19 protein-coding genes and 1 pseudogene are annotated in these 21,570 nt (G+C 41.8%); 7 read left to right on the top strand and 13 right to left on the bottom strand.

The window, feature by feature from the left end:
* Window positions 1-260: 260 nt before the first annotated feature.
* The 3 genes and pseudogenes from NWP25_RS09335 to NWP25_RS09325 form a co-directional block, all read right to left on the bottom strand.
* A complete protein-coding gene (locus tag NWP25_RS09335) occupies window positions 261-431 on the bottom strand; it encodes a ribbon-helix-helix domain-containing protein (protein ID WP_280652563.1) in 171 nt (56 codons plus the stop codon).
* A gap of 1,116 nt (window positions 432-1,547) precedes the next feature.
* Window positions 1,548-1,962: pseudogene (gene tnpA, locus NWP25_RS18835) on the bottom strand (IS200/IS605 family transposase).
* A gap of 670 nt (window positions 1,963-2,632) precedes the next feature.
* The gene (locus tag NWP25_RS09325) at window positions 2,633-4,258 is read right to left on the bottom strand and encodes a DUF6930 domain-containing protein (protein ID WP_280699252.1); all 1,626 of its coding nucleotides are present in this window, start codon (window positions 4,256-4,258) and stop codon (window positions 2,633-2,635) included.
* Between the two features lie 327 nt (window positions 4,259-4,585).
* On the opposite strand from NWP25_RS09325, the gene NWP25_RS09320 reads away from it, so the two are divergent.
* From NWP25_RS09320 to NWP25_RS09310, 3 genes are all read left to right on the top strand, one after another.
* Window positions 4,586-4,942, top strand: coding sequence for a HesB/IscA family protein (locus tag NWP25_RS09320; protein ID WP_280652560.1), 357 nt, complete (start codon window positions 4,586-4,588; stop codon window positions 4,940-4,942).
* 86 nt (window positions 4,943-5,028) lie between these two features.
* Window positions 5,029-5,448 carry a tetratricopeptide repeat protein gene (locus NWP25_RS09315; RefSeq protein WP_280652559.1) on the top strand — a complete coding sequence of 140 codons (420 nt, stop codon included), beginning with the start codon at window positions 5,029-5,031 and terminating at the stop codon, window positions 5,446-5,448.
* Between the two features lie 449 nt (window positions 5,449-5,897).
* Window positions 5,898-6,140 (top strand): hypothetical protein, encoded by a 243-nt coding sequence (locus NWP25_RS09310; RefSeq protein WP_280652584.1) that lies wholly within the window; start codon window positions 5,898-5,900, stop codon window positions 6,138-6,140.
* A 14-nt stretch (window positions 6,141-6,154) separates the two neighbouring features.
* Here the strand turns inward: NWP25_RS09310 and thyD are convergent, their stop codons facing one another.
* From thyD to NWP25_RS09290, 4 genes are all read right to left on the bottom strand, one after another.
* Window positions 6,155-7,075 carry a thylakoid membrane protein ThyD gene (thyD, locus tag NWP25_RS09305; protein WP_280652557.1) on the bottom strand — a complete coding sequence of 307 codons (921 nt, stop codon included), beginning with the start codon at window positions 7,073-7,075 and terminating at the stop codon, window positions 6,155-6,157.
* 81 nt (window positions 7,076-7,156) lie between these two features.
* Window positions 7,157-9,562, bottom strand: coding sequence for a heavy metal translocating P-type ATPase (locus NWP25_RS09300; RefSeq protein WP_280652556.1), 2,406 nt, complete (start codon window positions 9,560-9,562; stop codon window positions 7,157-7,159).
* A 394-nt stretch (window positions 9,563-9,956) separates the two neighbouring features.
* A complete protein-coding gene (locus NWP25_RS09295; protein ID WP_280652555.1) occupies window positions 9,957-10,232 on the bottom strand; it encodes a TM2 domain-containing protein in 276 nt (91 codons plus the stop codon).
* A gap of 513 nt (window positions 10,233-10,745) precedes the next feature.
* Window positions 10,746-12,314, bottom strand: a complete 1,569-nt coding sequence (locus NWP25_RS09290) for a CPBP family intramembrane glutamic endopeptidase (RefSeq protein ID WP_280652554.1) — start codon at window positions 12,312-12,314, stop codon at window positions 10,746-10,748.
* 236 nt (window positions 12,315-12,550) lie between these two features.
* On the opposite strand from NWP25_RS09290, the gene NWP25_RS09285 reads away from it, so the two are divergent.
* Complete coding sequence (locus NWP25_RS09285) at window positions 12,551-13,231, top strand: uracil-DNA glycosylase (RefSeq protein WP_280652553.1); 681 nt, start codon at window positions 12,551-12,553, stop codon at window positions 13,229-13,231.
* Here the strand turns inward: NWP25_RS09285 and NWP25_RS09280 are convergent.
* Genes NWP25_RS09280 through tyrS form a run of 3 tightly spaced genes read right to left on the bottom strand, consistent with a single transcriptional unit; the run spans window position 13,210 to window position 15,777 of the window.
* Window positions 13,210-13,857, bottom strand: a complete 648-nt coding sequence (locus tag NWP25_RS09280) for a hypothetical protein (RefSeq protein WP_280652552.1) — start codon at window positions 13,855-13,857, stop codon at window positions 13,210-13,212. The genes NWP25_RS09285 and NWP25_RS09280 overlap by 22 nt on opposite strands.
* Window positions 13,854-14,570, bottom strand: coding sequence for an orotidine-5'-phosphate decarboxylase (gene pyrF / locus NWP25_RS09275; RefSeq protein WP_280652551.1), 717 nt, complete (start codon window positions 14,568-14,570; stop codon window positions 13,854-13,856). The genes NWP25_RS09280 and pyrF overlap by 4 nt, the downstream gene beginning before the upstream one ends.
* Window positions 14,571-14,583: 13 nt before the next feature.
* Complete coding sequence (gene tyrS / locus NWP25_RS09270; protein WP_313958990.1) at window positions 14,584-15,777, bottom strand: tyrosine--tRNA ligase; 1,194 nt, start codon at window positions 15,775-15,777, stop codon at window positions 14,584-14,586.
* A 176-nt stretch (window positions 15,778-15,953) separates the two neighbouring features.
* Between tyrS and NWP25_RS09265 the strand changes: the two genes are divergently transcribed.
* Window positions 15,954-17,876, top strand: coding sequence for a transglycosylase domain-containing protein (locus NWP25_RS09265; protein WP_438827609.1), 1,923 nt, complete (start codon window positions 15,954-15,956; stop codon window positions 17,874-17,876).
* Window positions 17,877-17,943: 67 nt separating this feature from the next.
* Here the strand turns inward: NWP25_RS09265 and NWP25_RS09260 are convergent, their stop codons facing one another.
* The 3 genes from NWP25_RS09260 to NWP25_RS09250 all read right to left on the bottom strand — a co-directional run bounded on the left by NWP25_RS09260 (window position 17,944) and on the right by NWP25_RS09250 (window position 19,307).
* Window positions 17,944-18,261 (bottom strand): DUF1825 family protein, encoded by a 318-nt coding sequence (locus NWP25_RS09260; RefSeq protein WP_280652549.1) that lies wholly within the window; start codon window positions 18,259-18,261, stop codon window positions 17,944-17,946.
* 185 nt (window positions 18,262-18,446) lie between these two features.
* Window positions 18,447-18,872: an NUDIX hydrolase gene (locus NWP25_RS09255; RefSeq protein ID WP_280652548.1), complete on the bottom strand. Its 426-nt coding sequence runs from the start codon at window positions 18,870-18,872 to the stop codon at window positions 18,447-18,449.
* 30 nt (window positions 18,873-18,902) lie between these two features.
* The gene (locus tag NWP25_RS09250; protein ID WP_280652547.1) at window positions 18,903-19,307 is read right to left on the bottom strand and encodes a hypothetical protein; all 405 of its coding nucleotides are present in this window, start codon (window positions 19,305-19,307) and stop codon (window positions 18,903-18,905) included.
* Window positions 19,308-19,539: 232 nt separating this feature from the next.
* On the opposite strand from NWP25_RS09250, the gene folD reads away from it, so the two are divergent.
* A complete protein-coding gene (folD, locus tag NWP25_RS09245) occupies window positions 19,540-20,415 on the top strand; it encodes a bifunctional methylenetetrahydrofolate dehydrogenase/methenyltetrahydrofolate cyclohydrolase FolD (RefSeq protein ID WP_280652546.1) in 876 nt (291 codons plus the stop codon).
* A 151-nt stretch (window positions 20,416-20,566) separates the two neighbouring features.
* Window positions 20,567-21,496 (top strand): geranylgeranyl diphosphate synthase CrtE, encoded by a 930-nt coding sequence (crtE, locus tag NWP25_RS09240; RefSeq protein ID WP_280652545.1) that lies wholly within the window; start codon window positions 20,567-20,569, stop codon window positions 21,494-21,496.
* Window positions 21,497-21,570: the final 74 nt, after the last annotated feature.

Genomic DNA, 21,570 nt, shown 5'->3' with positions numbered 1-21,570 from the left:
ATCTTACCCTTTCAGTTTCTTTACAGATTGTAACTGGGTTGGTGTCGGAATTGGCTATTTATTCAAGTTCACCATGTCTTATGGGTTTTAGTAGTAAGTTTCCCTGGTAGTTTTGGCAACTCACCAAATAGACTTGTGCGAAAACCTATTTACCGGGGAATAAGTTTTAGTCAGTAAATTTGGATTTAGCAAACATGGCAGGTCTTTTTGACATAGTAAAATTGGTGATGGACGGAGTTGTAAAACTAGATTCCTATTTGTTAGCTTCCTTGATTAGCGTCTGATAGAGGTAGTCCTCTAATCAGTTCACGAATTACATCTGTTGCAGGTCTACCTGTTTGTTGACAATATTGTTCTAGTTTCTCTGCTTCCTGTGTTGCTAAGTTCACAGTTATACGTTTTACGGCCCATTTTTTATTAGTCATTATCATGCTATTTGCTGTGTATTTACATCATGAAAAAGGGAAGTAACTGAATATCAAGACGATAAGATTATCAGAATTTGTGTCAAGAAACAAGCAATGCTATTAGCAATAAAAAACTTATCTTTGTCCAATACATTGATGATTGTTCACTAAAAGATAAAAATAGAATTACTATGGTGGGGGCAGAGATATCGCATAGTCTATGGTAAAGACAGCTGTACCATAAATACTTTCATCCAAGCCTGACAATTGAATTCTATTCAATCCACTTCACACACCTACTGTTAACTTAATCAAGATACCCGCATTATTCTTGCTCAATAGAATTTCAGTTTTTTTGTCCATCAAGGTAAGCAAATACTTTGACAAACAATATGTACTCCAAGACCAAAAACTGCTAGCATTGAGATATGCCTTGCTCTGCTTACGTCGATTTTATTGTGAATAACCACCTGACATTACTGGGACAAAAGCTATATTTGTCAATGTCAAAGAAGTTTTTTCCATCTGTTTAAGCTCATAAAAGTCCATCCTTAATCAGTTAACTGCTAATTCTTAATCGCTAATTAAGAGCGAGCAGACTACCGCTAGTAATTGCAACTACAGATGAGGTACTTACTAGTGGAGTAGAACATTTTTATCAATCACGAACTACTATTATGACTCTTAACTAACAACGGTAGAATTACTATACTATTTTTCTACTGCAAGTAACTGTGATCCTGACATTTTTGAGAAATTGCCCCAGTATTTTTTTTAAATTTTGGTTCGTAAATTTTGGAACCTCAGCACTATGTTTACGTCAAGTTGGTAATTTACTTAAAACATTCTGTATAGAGTAAGTACAACAAGTTAAAGTATGATAGAGTTCTTTGTTTTGTAAGTTTTCTGATGAGGGTGGGCTAAATTTATTTTCATAGTACAGACATTATATGGGTGATTTTTATACTTTTAATAATCTGTATTCCCAAATAACTTAAGATTTTTTTATAGGGACATCAGGGATAAGTAAATTATTGAAAATTTTAGCTAATTCTATTAAAACATAGTGGGAGGTTGGGAAACTCTGGGCTTTAGGGAGGGTGTGAACCGGGACTCAAGGGGATTTATGGCGATTTTTCCTCATTTCCTTCGTTGAATTTCAATATACCTTTTAACTACCTCAGTGCTTACCTGATTTGTTGACGCTGGAAAGTAAGTGAATGTTCACGTAGCAGGTATTTTTTTTTAGTTCTGGAAACTCTTTTGTCAGGTGATGAGATGCTCTACCTTTAACTTACTTGGCAATATTTGCTGGTGACTCATGGGTAGGAGGGTTGATAAATAAATGAACGTGGTCAGGTTGAACCATCAGGGTAATAAGTCGCCATCCATGGTCTGTTACTAGCTCAGAAATAATCTCTTGTCACCTTTTAGCAAGTTTGTTAATTAATACTGACTTTCTACGCTTTGGTACTGAAACAAAATGGTAATTAATTGAAGATACAGAGTTCTCAGTGCGCCTGTATTCACGGTCTTCCCTGGATAATTTAGCCATATTTCCTAAGAATATTGTTGTCAAATATTGTAGTAACTATTGGTATAGAACAGAGGAAGTTTTGTCCAGAATATGGCATAAAAATAAGGATTACTGAAGAAGTATATACTTTAAAAGCGTCTTACCTGGATGGCGATTACCTCTACAAACATGGTAAAAAAACCAGCGGATGGAACTGTCAGGTCAAAGGGTAAAACCCGGGTTGTACAAAACTTCCCCTGGGATACTGGTAAACGCTCACTGTAACGGTGCTGGAAATATTTTAACGAAAGTAGCAGCACAGATAGGTGTTAACCTAGCCAAGGTGGGTAGGGGAGCTTTGACAGTCCCAAGACGAGTTAATTTATTTAATGGATTAAGTAGTAAATCATGTCCTGAGGGTTGGGTTCCACGGCTTCAGCCTGGGTAGCAACATCAGTTTAGAGTTTCCTGGGTTTCAATCAGGGAAGATGTTAAGGACAAACTACACAATAATTGCGATGGTAATTAAGTGCATATCCATAGAAAAGTCATGGTTATAAAAAATTACAACAGCACTTAGACAAAACGAGCCCAGGGGGAGTTTGTTGGTCCAGCTGCAAAATTACATTCGCCCAGTTGTTTCTGATTTTTTCACGTTAGTGTAGTCTGTGACCAGGAATGAAAACCCATCACGTAAACAACCTACAGGTTAAACTTGGGGCATAAGTTGGAGAGTACCGATACCTAAATTTTGAGGTGAAAGCGATCGCGTCTCAAACAAAGCCATCATATCCCGCAATTGCGGATTTCCACGGGAGGCTCCTGTTAGTCCTTTAGCAATAATTAAGCCACAGTAGCCTTTGGTGTTTTTACATCGCTGATTCCATTTCTTTCGGGCTTCTATATGACTGGGATCATCGTCTAAGAATTCACCAAACAGGAACAATTCATTATTTTCAGTTTGCAACAAACCCAAATCGTAGCGCTCGCCATCAAAAGGATCAGCACCCGGATTAAAGCAAATTGCTTTGAGTCCGCCGGCAGCTAAAATATTTTCAATTACAGTTTTCGCCTTGGGTCTTGAAGTTTGAATTAAAACTACCGGGAATCCGTCACCAACTTTTGAAAGATCAGCAGCTTGATGAGTTTGCACTCCTTGACGCAAAGAATCTAGCATCTGCCAAGAAATTACCCCCAAAGTGAGAAAAGAATCTTCTGGGATCAAGTCATCTCGCAAGGAATGAAAATCAGATAAATTTTCCTCTCCCGTTTCCAATTCTTCGCTTACTAAACCTGCCATTTCCTCTAATTCTGCTGCTAGCTGCGGCATAGTGGAGACAGTGACCGATAAAGATTTAATTGATTCTGACTTTGATTTAGGTAGAGAAATACGATAGCTTCGGCTCAGGCTAGGAAACATCTCACTACTGAGATGGCGCTGGTAATCACGGAAAAACTGCTTCAGGCTCTCCAGGGCTACAAAGGCCGCAAGGGCTTCTTCTTCATACAAAACGGAGCGTAATCCCTCTAAGGGGTGTATATTACCAAAATTTGGCTCAATTTCCGATTTGGGTAAATCGGCTAAATCTTCATTTTGCCCCATTTCATCCTTACCCTCAAAGGTTACAAACAGGCAATCTTGTTTGAGGAAAGCTTCTTCTAAACGTCCTTCTGATTCATCATCTTGTAAAACCGCGGCGCGAAACTGCTTTAGAGAATTTTCTGAACGATAAAATAAAATTCCATATTCCATCCCTAGCATCCCCATCACTGAGGCGTAGAGTGTGCTAACATCCCAGTTGTTAATTTCTATGGATAAGATTTGCTGTTCTTCTAAAAATTCCCAAGGAGCTGACTGCCAAAGAGCTAAGGCTTTATCATGTAAAACTTGTGCATACTGGGGAGGTAAGTCGGGAACTTGGTTATCCAAAATTTCCGTAAACCCACGAAACAGTTCATCGATTAAGGGCAATTCCGGGACGTAATCAATGGTAATATCTAAACCTTGTAGCACACCGCGCAGGTAAAACTGGATTTCCCGATCTTTGACCACAATCTTTTGGGGTCTACCCGGTTTAGCAGGACTGTGGGGATGCTCCATTGCACGCATTAAAGTGCGAACAATGGCTTCTGGTCCTGTTTCAGGAGATACTAAGTCCATTCCCCGCACAACACCTTGTGAGCCATCCACCCAAAGAATACATTCACCTTTGGCTTCTGAATGTGAATCATGGATTGGCGATAATGACATCGGACGGCGATCGCCCTCCCATACAGAAGGAATTTGAGTTAATGTTTTCAACCGACGACTGGTAGAGCGATTAAAATTTGTCATAAAGTAGATTAATCAAAAACAAGCAATTTGGCGGTAAACTATAGGAAATAACTGGACTTGGGTCAAATCTTTATGGCTACACCTGAAGAGTGGTTGCAACTCAGCTGCACAAGGCTTAAACTCGAAAAAATACCCAATTTCTAAATACACCTAATTTCCCAATTCTAGAATAAAAAGTTTTGCCTGCTTTGAACCGAGTGTTTACAATTTTGCAACTGATGATTTTAAGCCCGCTAGAATAAGAACAAAAACTCAAGGGTCATTTCAGGGATATCAAACACCAAGACAGGTTAATTCTTATACTAATTAAGGAGTTGAAATAGCAAAATGACACAAGCAACTCAGCCTCAAGAACGTGGAATACAACTGAGCCAATCGGCCTTGCGCCAGGTAAAGTCCTTGCAACAAAACCAAGGGGGAGAACTGTGCTTAAGAGTAGGGGTGCGCCAAGGCGGTTGTTCTGGTATGTCTTACATGATGGACTTTGAAGACACCAGCAAGGTCAATCCCCAGGATGAAGTTTTTGATTATGATGGCTTCAAAATTGTCTGTGACCGTAAAAGCTTATTATATCTCTATGGTCTGATGCTCGATTATAGCGATGCCATGATTGGTGGCGGGTTTCAATTTACTAACCCCAATGCAGCCCAAACGTGTGGTTGCGGCAAGTCATTTGCAGTGTAAGATGATCAGTGGTCGGTGGTCAGTTGTTAATTGGTATTGACGACTGACTGCTAACTATTGACTAAATAACAATTAACTGATTTGGTATGGCTCAAACAGTTGAATTCTTGTTTGATACAGGTTTGGAACGGTATAAAGCAGGTGAATCGGCAGAGTCTTTAATACCTGTGTTTAAAGAAGTGTGCGATCGCGCTCCTAAAACAAGTTCAGCCTGGATTTGTTTAGCTTGGTTGTATTTGCTAGACAACAAACCCAATTTGGCTTACAAAGCTGCACAGAAGGCAGTAAAGTTAAATCCACAAGACCCACAAGCCAGGGTTAATTTGGCGGTGTCAATGCTGGAAACAGGGGAAAAAGGCTTGCGAGAGCATATTGACTTTGTTAAACAGTTAATTTTTGTTAATCCAGAATGGGAGGCAGATATTAAGGAATCTATTGCCGATGGTTTAACTCGAAAACCAGATTGGAAGAGTTTGGCAAAGGTCAAAAACTGGATATTTGAGTAATGGAGGCTGGGGGTTAGTCAATAGCTAGTTATTTGCCAACAATGTATTGAAGCACAAGGCTTTTGAGACTAATAAAGTAGTTATGGATGTCAACGAAGCATACACATCAAAAACGGTCAGTTGGAGTGGCGAAATCATCTCCAACTTTGGTGATGCTAAATTCCTTAAGTCTCCATCTCACCGGCGGGTAATGAGCTGGGACATAAGTAATGAATGGTGCGCGAGGGATTTTCCTATGGGCTATCCCCCACCCTAGGCCAACGTGCATTGGTTGGTAGGCCCTCTCTTAGAGAGTGTATTTGTTAGTGAATATTAGCAAACAAGTATCGGCTAGTGCTGCTGCCCAAAGGTCAAAAGTCAAACTTTTGATTTTGGGTCTTTACAAATTTTGCACTTGTGGTGTGCTAGTGTGTGTTCCAGCCAGAATTAACAATCAAATCCATTTGATGATGAAAGAAAAATTATTAAACTGGCTAAACCTAATTTTGGTTGCCGATGTATTCTTAGTTTTGTTTGGCTTTGGCTGGTTGGCCATGGCTGCCATTGGTGATGCTGCGGGAGTAAACTTAGGTTTAGATTTATGGCATCAGCTTTGGCAACCAGTATTTAACCCGGCAATTGGTATTCTCATGGGCGGAGCTATTCTTAGCGGTTTACTCAGTTGGGTTTCTCGCAAGTTTCAAGCTGATTAACGGTTTGGACTCAGTTAGCGAATAATTTGCGTCAAAGCCGGCAGCAAATTAGGGTATTCATACTTAAAACCAGTTTCCAAAGTCCGTTTAGGTATGACTCGTTGACCTTCTAAAATTACTTTCGCTCCATCTCCTAAAAGAGCTTCAAGAGCAAACCCAGGAACAGGTAACCAAGAAGGACGTTGCATCACTTGCCCTAAAATCTGGCTGAACTGTGCCATTCGCACAGGATGAGGCGCGGTGGCGTTGTATACGCCTTCCATTGCTGGGTTAGCTAAAGCTTCTACAATTAGGCTGACTAAATCATCTAAGTGAATCCATGATAACCACTGCCGACCATTGCCAAGGGGTCCGCCTGCAAAAAGTTTAAAAGGTGTAATCATTTTCCCCAAAGCACCACCATTGCCCAACACAATGCCGAAACGCAAAATCACAAGGCGCACATGAGCATCTTTGACTTTTTGTGCTTCTGTTTCCCATGCTTGACAAACTTGAGCCAAAAAATCACTACCAGATGAACTTGTTTCATCAAAGGTAGCTGTTTCACTTGTGCCATAGTAGCCAACAGCAGAAGTATTCACTAACACAGAGGGTTTAGGATTGGCTTTAGCTATTGCTTCCACTATTTTCTGTGTACCCAATTCCCGACTATTCAAAATTTTCTGTTTTTCTACCGATGTCCAGCGTTCCTCACTAATCGGTTCTCCTGCTAGATGAACTACACCATCACAACCAGCGATGGCATCTTGCCAAGGACCAGATGTTGTTGGTGTATAGGCAACAATTTTTACATGAGGAAAGGCCTCTGGTGGAAAAACTTTTTCAGCTGAAGAGCTGTTACGACTTAACACCACTATTTGATTATTCTTTTGGTGCAGTCGTTCCACCAAACGACTGCCAACAAATCCCGTTGCTCCAGTAATCGCTACTTTCATTATGGAAATATGCCTTAATCAGACCTTTATTTTAACCTGGGTTCCCGTGATTATCCTCATATTGATCCATACTCGGGTTGATTACAGGCGGTCAGCTATTTTCCTTAATAAAAGTGAGTTAGTCACAACACTAACAGAGCTAAAAGCCATCAATGCAGCTGCCCCAGAGGGACTGAGGACAAAGCCAAAATCGGGTAATAATACACCTGCTGCCAAAGGAATACCGATAGTGTTATATGCAAATGCCCAAAATAAATTTTGGCGGATTTTGTTGAAGGTGGCACGGCTCAGTTCAATTGATGCCACAACATCACTTAAGCGATCGCGCATCAATACGATTTCGGCAGTTTCCATTGCTACATCTGTTCCAGAATGTACAGCAATTCCCACATCTGCTTGTGATAAAGCCGGAGCATCATTAATACCATCTCCAACCATTGCCACTTTAGATGCGGATTTTCCTTGTAACTTTTGGATAATGGCGGCTTTTTTGCTGGGGATCACTCCAGCGATGGTATCAGCGCTATCTAAGCCTAGTTGTTTAGCTATGGCCTGAGCTGCTTCTAATCTATCCCCAGTGAGAAGCATTACCCGTAAACCCATCTCAGCTAATTTATGGACTGTAGCTTTTGCATCGGGTCTGAGGGTATCTTGAACACCAATGAGTCCGGCTAAATTTCCCCCGACGGCTATGCCAACTACGGTCTTTCCATCTTCTGCCAGCTGGTGGGTCATTTGTTGTGCGGCGTCACTGACAAAAATTCCATGGTTGGTCAAAAAGGTACAATTACCCAAAAGCACCGGCAATCCCTCGACAATGGCAGACACACCCAATCCGGCTTCTGTGTGAAAATCCACAGCATCGGGAATAGATAAATTTTGCTCTTGTGCAGCTTGCTGGATTGCTTTGGCTAGAGGATGGTAAGTGCCACTTTCTACGGCTGCTGCTAGTTGAAGAAGAGAATAAGGTTTGTCATCAGGTAATTCTGCAATTGTTAAACAGTCGGTCAGGGTGGGATGACCAGTAGTCAGAGTACCTGTTTTATCAAATACAACTATATCTAACTGGTGTACTCTTTCTAATACATCACCGCCTTTAATTAACAAACCTCGTTCAGCACCTATGGCAGTTCCTACCAAAATTGCTGTTGGTGTAGCTAGTCCCAAAGCACAAGGACAAGCCACAACCATAACTGCGATCGCTAATTTTAAGCTAGTCATCAGGGGAGAGTGACCATAAACCCGATTCATACCCCCAGGACTATGGTTCATCATTTCCATCCCACTAGAGATGGTGATATCACTCCAGATGTGAGTACCGAAAAAGAACCAAAACACAAATGTCAACATAGAGGCTGTCAAAACACCATAAGTAAAATAACCTGCTATTGTGTCGGCTAATTTTTGCACTGGGGCTTTACGGGTTTGGGCGGTTTCCACTAAAGTGACAATTTGTGCCAAAGTAGTATCTTCACCAGTACGAGTAGCGACTATAGCAATGGCTCCTGACTCGTTGAGGGTTCCTGCGGCTACCACATCTCCTGGCTGCTTAATTACTGCTACTGCTTCCCCGGTGAGCATGGACTCATTTACTGTGGTTTGCCCAAAGCGAACTTCTCCATCAACAGGAATTTTATCTCCTGGTAGTACCTGTAACCATTCACCAACACGCACTTTTTCTGCGGGAATCTCGACAATATTTGACCCAAGACCTAATTTTTCCGGGTCTGGGTTGGGAATCAATCGTGCTACTTGTGGTTGCAGTGTCAGCAATTCTCTAAAAGCGGCTGAGGCTTGACCTCTGGCTTGTTGCTCTAAAGTCCTACCCAAAAGAATAAAACCCAGCATCATCACTGGTTCGTCAAAGAAACATTCCCAACCCATTTGAGGAAACAGTAGCGCTATTAAACTAGCAGTGTAGGCTGTCAGTGTTCCTAATCCTACTAGGGTATTCATGTTAGGAGCATTTCGTTGCCATCCCCGCCAGCCATCTACTAAAATTGGGCTACCGGGAATTAGTATTGCAACTGTTGCCAATCCACAATGAAACCAGATGTTGTTTAATATTGGCAGTATCTCACCACCCATGCTGCCAAAATGTCCAATTACTGACAGTAGCAGCAATACTCCAGCAATACTCAATTGCTGAAATGAAGAACGCATTTCTCGGCGCTTTCGTTCTTCGGGATTTTGTAGAGTAGCTTCCCCTGCTACTTTTTCTCTAGCTTGACGGGGTTGAGAAGGAAATCCAGCTGATGTCAATCGCTGTGCTAGTGCTTCTGGGTCTACTTCACCAGTTTCTATCTCTATCACTGCTAGTTCTGTAGCCAGATTCACCCAGGCGTTTTTGACTCCTGGATATTGGGTTAGCTGTCGTTCTACGGCGCTTACACATCCAGCACATTTCATTCCCCCAACATCAAGAATAATTTTCTCGCAAGTAGGAGCTGGTTCTGGAGTAAGCTGAGTTTTCGGGGCAAGTTGCATGACAAGTGTTGGGTTCGCTACGAAAGTTCAACGTCTTAATAAAAGCGTCTCTATTTTGAGCGTAGGCGAAATTGGGAAATATGACAGAAGGTCAATGATATTAATTTTTTCAAATTGGCATAAATAGCAGTAACCATTGTGCTTTATGGCTAATTCTTAATTTTGTTTCCATCGAAGATAACTTATATGTATCACAGATACTACTTGTATGGGCATGATGGCAATTATACTTTTCCAGAGATAGTTGATTTCTAAACTAGACATAGCGCTGAAATAGCCCACACCTAACAGTAACAACATCACCCTTGTCAGATACTTTCCTTTAATTGTTAGCATATACATCAAAATAAATTATCAGCATGTACTTAGAAATCATTGTGAATAAGCACAAGTTCTAAAACCAACTTTGCTTATTCACAAAGTAGGTATTAACGAATTCTTCAGGTGATTTATTTAAGTAGATCATGCCTTCAATTAAACCCACAATTTGCATAATTAACAAAGTAATTCCATAGGTGAAAAAACCTCCAACTACACCTATAACGATGATAATAAAGCCTTCTGGGATATATCCTAAAACAAATTTATGAACTCCAAATCCTCCAAAAATAATCCCGCTGTAACCAGCAATAAGTTGTTTGGTTGGTTGACTAGGATTGAAATTTGCCATATTAGTTCTACTCCTCTAAAGGTGACTATAAAACCACGATTATCGTTGAAGTTCCAAGTTTAAGATATATTTATTTAGTAAATATATCCTTAATTTTTGGTTAGGAAGATTAAGCCCCAGGATCAATGAGTGGGTAAATTAACAATATGATACGGACGAAGTGTTACCGATATTTTTGGCGTTACTGTGCTATTTACTAACTCTTCAGCACTGTAAACGGAAAAATTTAGTTACTTTTTGTAAAGATTTTCACTTAATTTATATCTTGCACTTAGCGGTGGTAATGGGAAATAACACACGCCTTGCTCACAACTAAGGCACTTTTTAGGTGCAATTGCCTGTGTTATTTGTAGATGCAGTTTCCTCACTAACTAGTCAGGAAAGAATTATTCACAGGTACAGTGGTGTTTTGCACTGGTGTTTGCTAGCAGCATATTAATGCTTGACATAGCATTTGCATATGTAAATGAAACCAAATAGTTTTTCAATTGGCAACCGTGTTATCACGTTTGATTAATTACCACTACCCAAAATGAATAGACTCAATAAAGTTCCACTATTCCAAAGACTATGGAGCAACATGGGAGCCAACAGATTGCGCGATCGCGTGTAAACTATTCCTAAAACAATTCCTAGGGCTGTCAGGGGCAGAATTTCTGATAAACTCAGGTGAGCGATGGCAAACAACAAACTACTCAAAATAATTGCTCCCCATACAGATATATAACGAGTCAGAGAGGGCAATAAAAAGCCGCGAAACAACAATTCTTCAAAAATTGGGGCAGCAATTGCAGCTGTAAAGAAAAACATCGCCAAAGCCACAGTATCTTGACCTTCTAGGGCTAGTTGTAACAGAGGATTACTACCACCTTGACCCTGCCATAATTGTTGATTAATTAACGACACCAGCACCACTATGGGTAAAGCGGCGCAATAACCACCCAATCCCCACCACAACCATGCCCCTTGGTAACGGAAACGAAACCAGTTTTCTGGTAGTGGAAAAAAGCGCTTGATTGATAAATAAAGCACCAATAGCGCACCTGATGCCACCATGATATAGCTCACTAACACAGACAAAGCCTGAAGTCGGACATCCACAATAGGGCGCGGGATTGGCAGGAGAAATATCAAGACAGGCACAAAAATTTGCCCCATAAAGAAAAATCCCACCACAAAAACCTGTAAAATCGCTTCTGCACCCCAAGGTGTTGACCAAGGCAAATCAGCATTTTGAGCCAACAAAGCAGCTTTTCCTTTCAGCCAACGCTGACCAATTAAGAAAACCAGTAAGATAAAACCAATTAATGCTGTGAAGGTGGGAATTGTGGCAATTATGGCTAATTTCATCACAGCTTCACCAGCGGCTTCTTGTTGTTCGGCTTTAAGCTTTGATATAGCTTCTTGTCGTTGTTGGAGTTCGTACAATTCAATTAAAGAAGTAGAGCTAAACCAACCGTCTAAATTTTTGTTAATCAGCTGTTGGGCATTAGGTAGGAGTCGGGGAGTAACACTCCATATTCCCATCAACACAGCCGCAGTTTCCCGAAGTTCGGGTTTAATTTGGGGTCGTTGCTCTAATTCGCCCCAAATGTTCATAGCTACATCAGTGTTTCCTTGCTTTGCTTGTAAAATTCCCAGACGTAAATCTAACTCAGCTAGTAAATTTTCCAGTTCTTTTATGGACTGCTGCAAATTTTTCTGCTTTTGTTCAGGAGAAGGGTTTGTCTCAGGAGGAGCATTCGGTAAAGGTTTAGGGGGTAAGGGTATAGTTTGAGATTGAGCAAGTTTTTTTTGCGCTTTGTCCAAATTAGTTTTCACTAACTCACGCGCCTGCTGATATTGCTGTGTGGCAGTTTCTAGGGGTTGGTCTCCCACTATTGCTGTTTTAACAGCCGAGAAATTATCTTCATCATTATCTTGTGGCTTGTAGGCTTGTGCTTGTAAAGCAATATTAGTTTGATACAGTTCCAGACGACTTTGGAACTGGGGCTCTTGCAAACTACCGAACAAAGACGAAACTGACAACAATATTGCTATCGGTGTCAAGAAAAAAAATAAAATTAACCGCTTAATCGTCATCTATTTCCCTTGAAACAGTCACAGGGCAAAGGGTTCCCTTTGCAAATTATCGCAAGAAAAACGCGAAGGTTGATCAATATATCAATAATATTGAGTTTGTCAGTTGTCAATCACAATTGGCACTCAGTCCATCGCTATTTCAATAGATACAATGGTAATATCAAAACTCAGTAAGCAATAGCGCCATAGATGATTGATATCAAACATCTGGTGCTAACCCCTAAATCCCGGTTTTCATGAGCAGCGACATTCAACTCAACCTCTTTGATGACCCTATCTCCCGCCAGCGAGATTTAATTCCCACAGACGCAAAAATTCCCATTGAACCTGGAGCCTACAACAACATCATTGAGTTGGCGCACCATTGTCATCAGTGTCATCGTTGTGCTTTAGGAGACAATCGTACTCATGCTGTTGTTGGGCGGGGTAATCTTCAAGCACCAGTTATGGTCATAGGCGAAGCCCCAGGTCAAACCGAAGATGAAACTGGTTTACCATTTGTAGGCAGATCAGGACAGTTACTAGAGAAAATATTAGCATCTGTAAACCTGAGTACCGAACATGATGTGTACATTTCCAACATCAATAAATGTCGTCCACCAAATAACCGAGTCCCCACCCCTGATGAAATGGCGGCTTGCAAACCCTACTTGTTAGAACAAATTCGCCTTGTTGACCCGAAAATACTTTTACTCACAGGTGCAACTGCGGTCAAAGGCATCATTGGCGATAAGCGAGGCATTACTAAAATTCGGGGTCAGTGGCTAGAGTGGGAAGGGCGTTTATGTATGCCAATTTTTCATCCCTCCTACTTGCTGCGGAACCCTTCTAAAGAAGTAGGTAAGCCTAAATGGTTAATGTGGCAGGATATCCAAGCGGTGCGTGCCAAGTTGGATCAAATTAACAAAAATAGTTGAAGCCGCACACTTCCGGCTTGACAATCTCGCAACCAAGCCTTGACTGCTTGGGCAATTACACCGCTAGTACTGTCCCTAGGGGGGGATATTACCTTTTCTTGAGGAGCAGCGGCCATTTGGGTAAACATCATGACCAAACGCCAACCAGTGTTAGTTTTTGTCAGCAACAGCCAGTGAAATTGTTGTAATTCAACAATTTTTCCACTTATATACTGCCGTTCTAAAGTAGTGAAAAAAACTTGTTCAACCCCTGTTGGTGTACTTTTGTGCCCATCTGCGTCATGTTCACCGGAGTTGATGGGTAGGGGCTGAAACTCTGGTTTTCCTGCTACTAGTACATAGCTGTAAATATCACTGTTTCTAGTGCGACGGCGGGCGCGTTGACTAACGCGGTTGGCATAACTGGGCAAATCATACAATAGCTGAGTAGTTAACAATTTTAAACTTTGTTCAGAACAAATCAGCTTGACTTTACCACTCTCTTGTTTTGTCTCTCTTAACCCCCAAGGGCTAGGAGCTAAATTATGAGAGAATGCCGAATTATTAACGCTATTTGCTGTTAGAAGGGATAAGGCGAAAGCCACAAGCCACAAGCCATAATTTTTGTTTTTGACTTTTGCCTTCATTTCACTGTATTTAATTCTGCAACAATTTTTTGCCAGGCTAATTCCGGTTCAGGTGCAGCGGTAATGGGACGACCAATGACGAGGTAATTTGCACCAGCAAGTATAGCTTGAGCAGGAGTAAGCGATCGCTTTTGATCTGCCTGATGTGACCAAATTGGGCGCACACCAGGACAAACCAGTAAAAAATCATCTCCACAAACTTGTCGCAAGTGAGTCACCTCCTGAGGTGAACAAACAGCCCCCTTGAACCCAGATTCTTGGGCCATCAGTGCCATTGTCAAAGCATATTCTGGTAATTCTAGGGGAACTTTCAAATCTTTTGCTAGCTGCAAAGAAGAAATACTAGTCAGTAAAGTAATAGCAATTAATTTCGGTGGTTGAACACCAGCTTGCAATGCTCCCACCTGTACGGCATCAGTTGCGGCTTTTAAGGCATCTTTCCCGGCACTGGCGTGAACTGTCAGTAAGTCCACCCCGTAACTAGCAGCACCACGACAAGCGCCGGCAACAGTATTAGGGATATCGTGAAACTTTAAATCTAAAAAAATCCGCTTTTGCCGAGATTTTAACACTTCCAGGATTGTAGGGCCAGAACTGGTGAATAATTCTAAACCCACCTTCCAAAAATTAACTTGTGGTAATCGATCTAACAGCGTGATGGCCCTCTGTAGATCCGGTACATCCAAAGGTACAATTATTCGTTCATTAGTCATTGGTCATTAGTCATTAGTTATTTAACAGCCGGACAAACTTATTTTTACCGACTTGCAGCACACGCCCGTGTAAATCACTTTTGCACTCAAACATCGTATCAACATCAGTAATGCGATGGCCATCCAGACGTACACCGCCTTCTTGAATTTTCCGTTTACCTTCCCCACTACTTTTGCACAAACCACTCAAATTGAGAAGGTGGAATAACTTGACAGGAAACTCTGACACCTCAGCCAGAGAAAACTCTGGAACTGCGCCTTCCTTACCACCGGTTTTTGCAGCTTCCTTAGCCTCATTAGCTGCGGTTTCACCGTTGTAGTGTTTAACCACTTCCCATGCTAAAAGCATTTGGCAAGCACGAGGATTTTCTGGCAGTTGATCCAAAGGTAAATCCGTAAGCAGTTCAAAATACTGAGGTAACAAATGATCAGGAACAGCTTGCAACTTCTGATACTTTTGGGCAGGATGTTCCGATAAACCCACATAATTACCGAGAGACTTAGACATTTTTTGCACACCATCCGTACCAATTAAAATCGGTAGCAGCACCCCAAATTGGGGCTTTTGTCGAAAATAGCGTTGCAAATCTCGCCCTACAGCAATATTAAATTTCTGGTCGGTTCCCCCTAACTCTACATCGGCATCAACGGCCACCGAATCATAGCCCTGCATTAATGGATATAGGAACTCATGGAGGAAAATTGGATTCTCTTTCTTATAACGTTCAGCAAATCCCTCTTTTGCTAACATCTGCCCTACAGTCATGGTAGAGAGTAACTCCAGAATTTTCCCTAAATTCAGGTGGGAGAGCCATTCAGAGTTATAACGAACCTCCAATCTCCCTGGTGTGTCAAAGTCCAAAATAGGGCGCACTTGGTCAAGATAGGTTTGAGCATTTAGTGCCACATCTGCCTCTGTCAACTGACGACGCACCTCAGATTTACCTGTAGGATCGCCAATACGAGCTGTAAAATCACCAATAATGAGAACTGCTGTATGACCTGCATCTTGAAAAGCCCGTAGTTTACGTACTGGTATGCTATGACCCAAGTGAATATCAGATCCCGTAGGATCAATTCCTAATTTAACCCTCAAAGCTCGGTCTGTAGTTGCCAAGCGCTTCTCTAAACTATCACTTTCACTATCCGTTGATTGGGGGAAAATTTCTACTATTCCACGATGTAGCCAAGAAAAATTTTGTGTCATACCCGGATATTCGCTACTAACTACGCTTTTACTATAAGTTAGGTTGGTTATATTCATTGGCAATTTGTTTGTACTTTAATCTACCGAATTAATATAATTGCAAACAATTAACCGCCAAGCTTCATTGAATATGAATAAACTACAGTTATATTTATAAATGAGGAATTAAGAACGCCGTGTCGTCTTCTAGGACTTTTACAAATAAGCAGCCACAAGGTCGCGCTTCATCAGGTTTTGAATTTTTGAAAGCAGTAGGTCAAATCACTGGCGGTACTCTGCTGTCAGTCACGATGCTGGCAAGCTCTATTGTAGCGGGAGGCTTGGTAGGTCTAGCTATTAGTTTTCGTAACTTGCCAGATGTTAGACAGATGCGTAACTTTCTGCCCACAGAAACCACTTATATTTATGACATTAAGGGCAAACTGTTAACTAGTATCCACGGGGAAGCAAACCGCGAAGTCGTACCTCTAGATAGAATTTCCCCTCATCTCAAACGAGCAGTACTAGCCAGCGAAGATAGTCATTTTTACGACCATCACGGTATCAATCCCAGTGGTATCGGACGTGCTTTGATAGTTAACTTGGCAGCGGGTAGAGTGCGAGAGGGCGGTTCTACCATCACCATGCAGTTGGTGAAAAATTTGTTTTTAACTCAAAAACGTGCCTTTACTCGCAAGTTAGCTGAGGGAGTACTGGCAATTAGGTTAGAGCAAATTCTCAGCAAAGACCAAATTTTGGAAATGTACCTCAATCAAGTTTATTGGGGTCATAATAACTATGGCGTACAAACGGCAGCACGCAGTTACTTCGACAAATCAGCACAAATCTTAAACTTGGCAGAGTCAGCAATGATGGCGGGTTTAATCCAAGCCCCGGAGGAATTTAGCCCCTTTGTGAATCGGAAGCTCGCAAAAGTAAAACAAGGGGAAGTTTTGGGGCGGATGCTCGACTTGAATTGGATTACCCGGCAAGAATACGATGAAGCCATCAACCAAGAACTTAAATTCGGTAGAATTAAGTCGTTTCAAGGTAGTGCCTTACCTTATGTAACCAATACGGTAGCTCAAGAACTAGTACAAAAATTTGGGCGTGAGACCTTGTTAAAAGCGGGAATGCGCGTACAAACCACTATTGATGCTGAGTTCCAAAAGATGGCGGAAGAAACAGTTAGCAAGTGGAGTAAATCATTGATTAGTCAAGGCTTGCGTGGTAATCAGATTGCCTTGGTAGCTGTGGACCCCCGCACCCATTTTGTCAAGGCACTGGTGGGTGGTGTAGACTCTAAAGCTAGCGAATTTAACCGTGCAACCCAAGCCCAGCGTCAACCAGGCTCCGCTTTTAAACCATTGGTATATTATGCTGCGTTTGCTACTGGTAAGTATACGCCAGAAACCGCAGTACAGGATACACCAATCAGCTATCGAGATGGTAGCGGTTGGTACAGACCAAGAAACTATGATGGCGGCTTTCAAGGATCAATGACGATACGTTCAGCCTTAGCTCAGTCTCGCAATATCCCGGTGATCAGGCTCGGTATGTCTGTAGGTATGAATAAAGTGGTAGATGTTGCTCGTACTTTGGGAATCAAAAGTCCCATGGCACCAGTGACTTCTTTACCCCTAGGAGCTATAGGCATTACACCTCTGGAACTAGCTAGTGCTTACGCTACCTTTGCCAATTATGGCTGGCAATCGCCACCAACAGTTATAGCGCGTGTTACTGATAGTAGTGGCAATATAATGCTAGATAATACACCTAAACCACAGTTAGTTTTAGATCCATGGGCATCAGCAGCAACTATCGATATCATGCGTTCAGTAGTAACCATGGGTACTGGTAAAGCAGCAGACATAGGCAGGCCCAGTGCTGGTAAGACTGGAACAACCTCCTCAGAAAGAGATATTTGGTATGTGGGGACTGTGCCACAGTTAACAACTGCTGTCTGGGTAGGTAGAGACGACAACAGACCGTTATCTCGAGGTGCAACAGGAGGCGGTATGGTAGCCCCCATTTGGAAAGATTTTATGCAGCAAGCTCTCAAAGGTGTGCCCTTGGAGAACTTTAAACCTATTTCTCAGTTTCAGCGCCCTAAATCATAAGTGGATGGGGATTTTGGAGAGGTGGTTCATCCAAAATCCCTGATCAAAAATTCAAAATTCACTATTGTTATTTTTCTAGTTCGCTTTTCATCCGCTGTAAGGTAAAGTTCATTTGCTCAAACATCTGTTGCGGGGTCATGCCAAATTGACCTAGCTGAGTCTTGAGCTGCTGCACGGTCATCTGTGCCATGAAATCTTCTGAGAGCTCGAATCGCTTCATAAAAACGCGATATCGATCCATAATGGCTTCCATTTGCTCAATAAACAGCTTTTTACCCTCACGATCAAACTTGCCGTAGTTGCTGCCAAGGCTGATCATTGCTTGATAATCTTCAAACAGCTGTTTTGCTTCTTGCTGAACTATATCAGAGTCAAAGAATCCCATTTTGCTTATATCCAACTGAGTATTGAGACTCAGTAGCTTATATTTTTGCCTCTACCACTATTGTAGTTTAGGGAATTCGTCTAAGGAACAAGTTTCGGTTTAAGTACGGTTTTTTACCCGAATTTCAACACTTGACTATGTGGACAGTGCAGAAAAACTATTAACTAGTGATCAACAATTGGTGACTAATGACCAATGAAATCCAACATAATTCTTTGATGTATGGGGCCTAAAGGCCTGATTTCATCAGCAATTGATGAATAACACTCTCCTGTGCGAATATCTTCAGGTGTTAATAATTTCATATCCCAGCCTTCATTTAAATTCAGTTGACTTAATTCTGCTAACAGTGGTGCATGAAAAACGTGACGAACAGCAGCTTCATCTTGATAACAACCGAATTTAAAAAATTCTGGTAGTTTATAGCCGATTTCTTCTATAATCTCTCGCTTCACTGCTATATCTGGCGTTTCATCCACTTCTAGATGTCCACCGAATAGCCCCCAGTAACCCGGGTAGAGAATATCAGGGATATTATCTCGCAGTTGCATGAGAAATTTGTCTTCTTGGTAAAGAATTGCGATTGCTACATGGACTGGTTGATTAGTCATTAGTTGTAACTGGATATTTTCCTAAGAATCCTAACTTTCCTCAATATAAGTTTCCCCAAATTCTTGGTCAGCTAAGGGAATACTTTTATAGCGAACTTTACCCCTAATTACTACTGGGTCTCCCTCTTTGAGATTGGGTTGATGAGTAATCACCCAAATTTTGCCGGTGGAGTCACCAATTTGATATGCCCATTGCTTAATTAAAGGAACTTGCTTTTCTACTTTACCTTGGATATAAACTATGGACTGCTGGTCTGTTTCGGCTTTAATATCCCGAATGAAAGTCACATTGCTACCAATGCCCAAGTTTCCAGTGTTTAAGGTGGATTTTGTGAAAGAACCACAACTAGAAAGACCAGCTACAAGTAACAAAGCAACTCCCAGGCGGTAATAAGGAATAATACTGCCAAGGTGAAATTTTTTTGTTCGTTGCATGAAGTGAATTCCCATGAGTAAACTTGCCAAGCAGAGGGGGATTATTGCCCATTTCTCATTAACCTCTATATTTGATTGCTTTATTGTTCAGTTGAGGCAGTTGATCTGAGAATATAGACAATATGAGTATAGTCTTGCGGATCAAAAGACGCTACGCCATTACGCAACAACACCTTAATAGTTAAGGAAAGGATTGAAATATGGACTCAAGGCGAGTCTTGTGGGGATTCTAATGGAAACAAAAACTGCCAAAATTCTGGATGGTAAAGCTTTAGCTGAAAAAATTCATCAAGAAATTTCAGCTATCACTAAAAAAACACAAACAAAAATGGGGCGACCTCCCGGTTTAGCCGTACTAATGGTCGGTGATAACCCAGCATCAGCCGCTTATGTACGCAACAAAGAACGAGCTTGTACTAAAGTCGGTATTGCTTCTTTTGGCCAGCATTTTCCGACAGAAACTAGCCAAGGGGAAATAGAACAAGTAATTGCTGCACTCAACGAAGATGAACGGGTAGACGGTATTCTCGTGCAGTTACCTCTACCCAGCCACTTGGATGCTGTAGCCATGCTCAATACAATAGACCCGGACAAAGATGCTGATGGACTGCATCCAGTTAACTTAGGGCGGTTAGTCCGGGGAGAAGCTGGTTTACGCAGTTGTACCCCAGCCGGTGTGATGCGACTATTGGAGGAATATGAAATTTCTTTGCCAGGAAAACAAGCTGTGGTGGTGGGGCGCAGTATTTTAGTCGGTAAACCCATGGCCTTGATGCTCTTGGAAGCCGATGCTACCGTGACTATTGCTCACTCGCGATCGCTGGATCTTGGTACTATCACTAAGAATGCTGATATGATTATTGCTGCTGTGGGTCGCCCAGGATTAATTACTGGTGAAATGGTCAAACCTGGTTCTCTTGTGGTAGATGTGGGGATGAATCGTGTCACAGATGCCAGTGGCAAAAGCCGATTAGTTGGCGATGTTCAATGGGAATCAACTGCTGGCGTGGCCGAATATATCACTCCAGTTCCCGGTGGTGTTGGTCCCATGACCGTGGCTATGTTGCTGCAAAACACAGTCACCAGTTATTTGAAAAAGGCAAGGTAGTTGTGAGTGGTCAGTTATTAATTTTAAATTTTTAAATTTTTAAATTTTTAAATTTTCACTCCTCAATCATGACTTTTTCCGCGCCAGAGCATCTTAGAATTGTGACGGATAGGACAAACAGCCAACAGCCCAAAATCAAAGGAATTTAAGAATGGTAGCAGCTGACAACCTCCAGACAATGCATCAGGAAGCCACCTTTAACCTCGCCGCCTATCTCAATGAGCGGCAAAAACTTTGTGAAACTGCTCTGGATCAAGCTATTCCCGTAGTCTATCCAGAAAAGATTTATGAATCCATGCGCTATTCGCTATTGGCTGGAGGTAAGCGTCTACGCCCCATTCTCTGCCTTGCTGCCTGCGAAATGATTGGTGGAACCATTGAAATGGCTATGCCAACGGCCTGTGCTATGGAAATGATCCATACAATGTCCTTGATTCACGACGACCTGCCAGCAATGGATAATGATGATTATCGTCGTGGCAGATTGACAAATCACAAAGTATATGGCGAGAATATAGCAATTTTAGCTGGTGATGGCTTGTTGGCTTATGCTTTTGAGTTTGTGGCTACTCAAACTCCTGATATCGTTTCCAGAGAACGAGTTTTGCAGGTGATTGCTCGTGTAGGCAAAGCTGTGGGGGCGGCTGGGTTGGTGGGGGGTCAAGTGGTTGATTTAGATTCAGAAGGTAAATCTGATATTTCTCTGGAAACCCTGAATTTTATTCATAACCACAAAACGGCTGCCCTTTTAGAAGCTAGTGTTGTTTGCGGGGGAATTGTAGCGGGAGCATCTTCAGAAGATGTAGAACGACTATCTCGCTATTCCCAAAACATCGGTCTGGCATTTCAGATCATAGATGATATTCTGGACATAACTGCTACTCAGGAGCAATTAGGTAAGACTGCTGGTAAAGACCTAATAGCTAAAAAAATTACTTATCCCAGCCTTTGGGGACTTGAAGAATCACGTTCCAAAGCTCAAAAGCTAGTGGAAGCAGCCTGTGAAGAATTAGAAACATTCGGAAAGTTGGCACAGCCACTCCAAGCACTGGCTCACTTTATCACAAGTCGCAATCACTAGGTCAATTTGGGATTGAGGATTTTGGGTTGTATTAAAATGTTTCCTCAGAAAAAATTGCTGCTAAATTTACTAAC

Origin of the sequence: Umezakia ovalisporum Ak1311 (genome assembly GCF_029891685.1) — a bacterium.
In the GTDB taxonomy this organism is placed as follows: domain Bacteria; phylum Cyanobacteriota; class Cyanobacteriia; order Cyanobacteriales; family Nostocaceae; genus Umezakia; species Umezakia ovalisporum.
The sequence above is the reverse complement of the archived record's forward strand: the minus strand, read 5'-3'. Positions and strand labels throughout refer to the sequence as shown.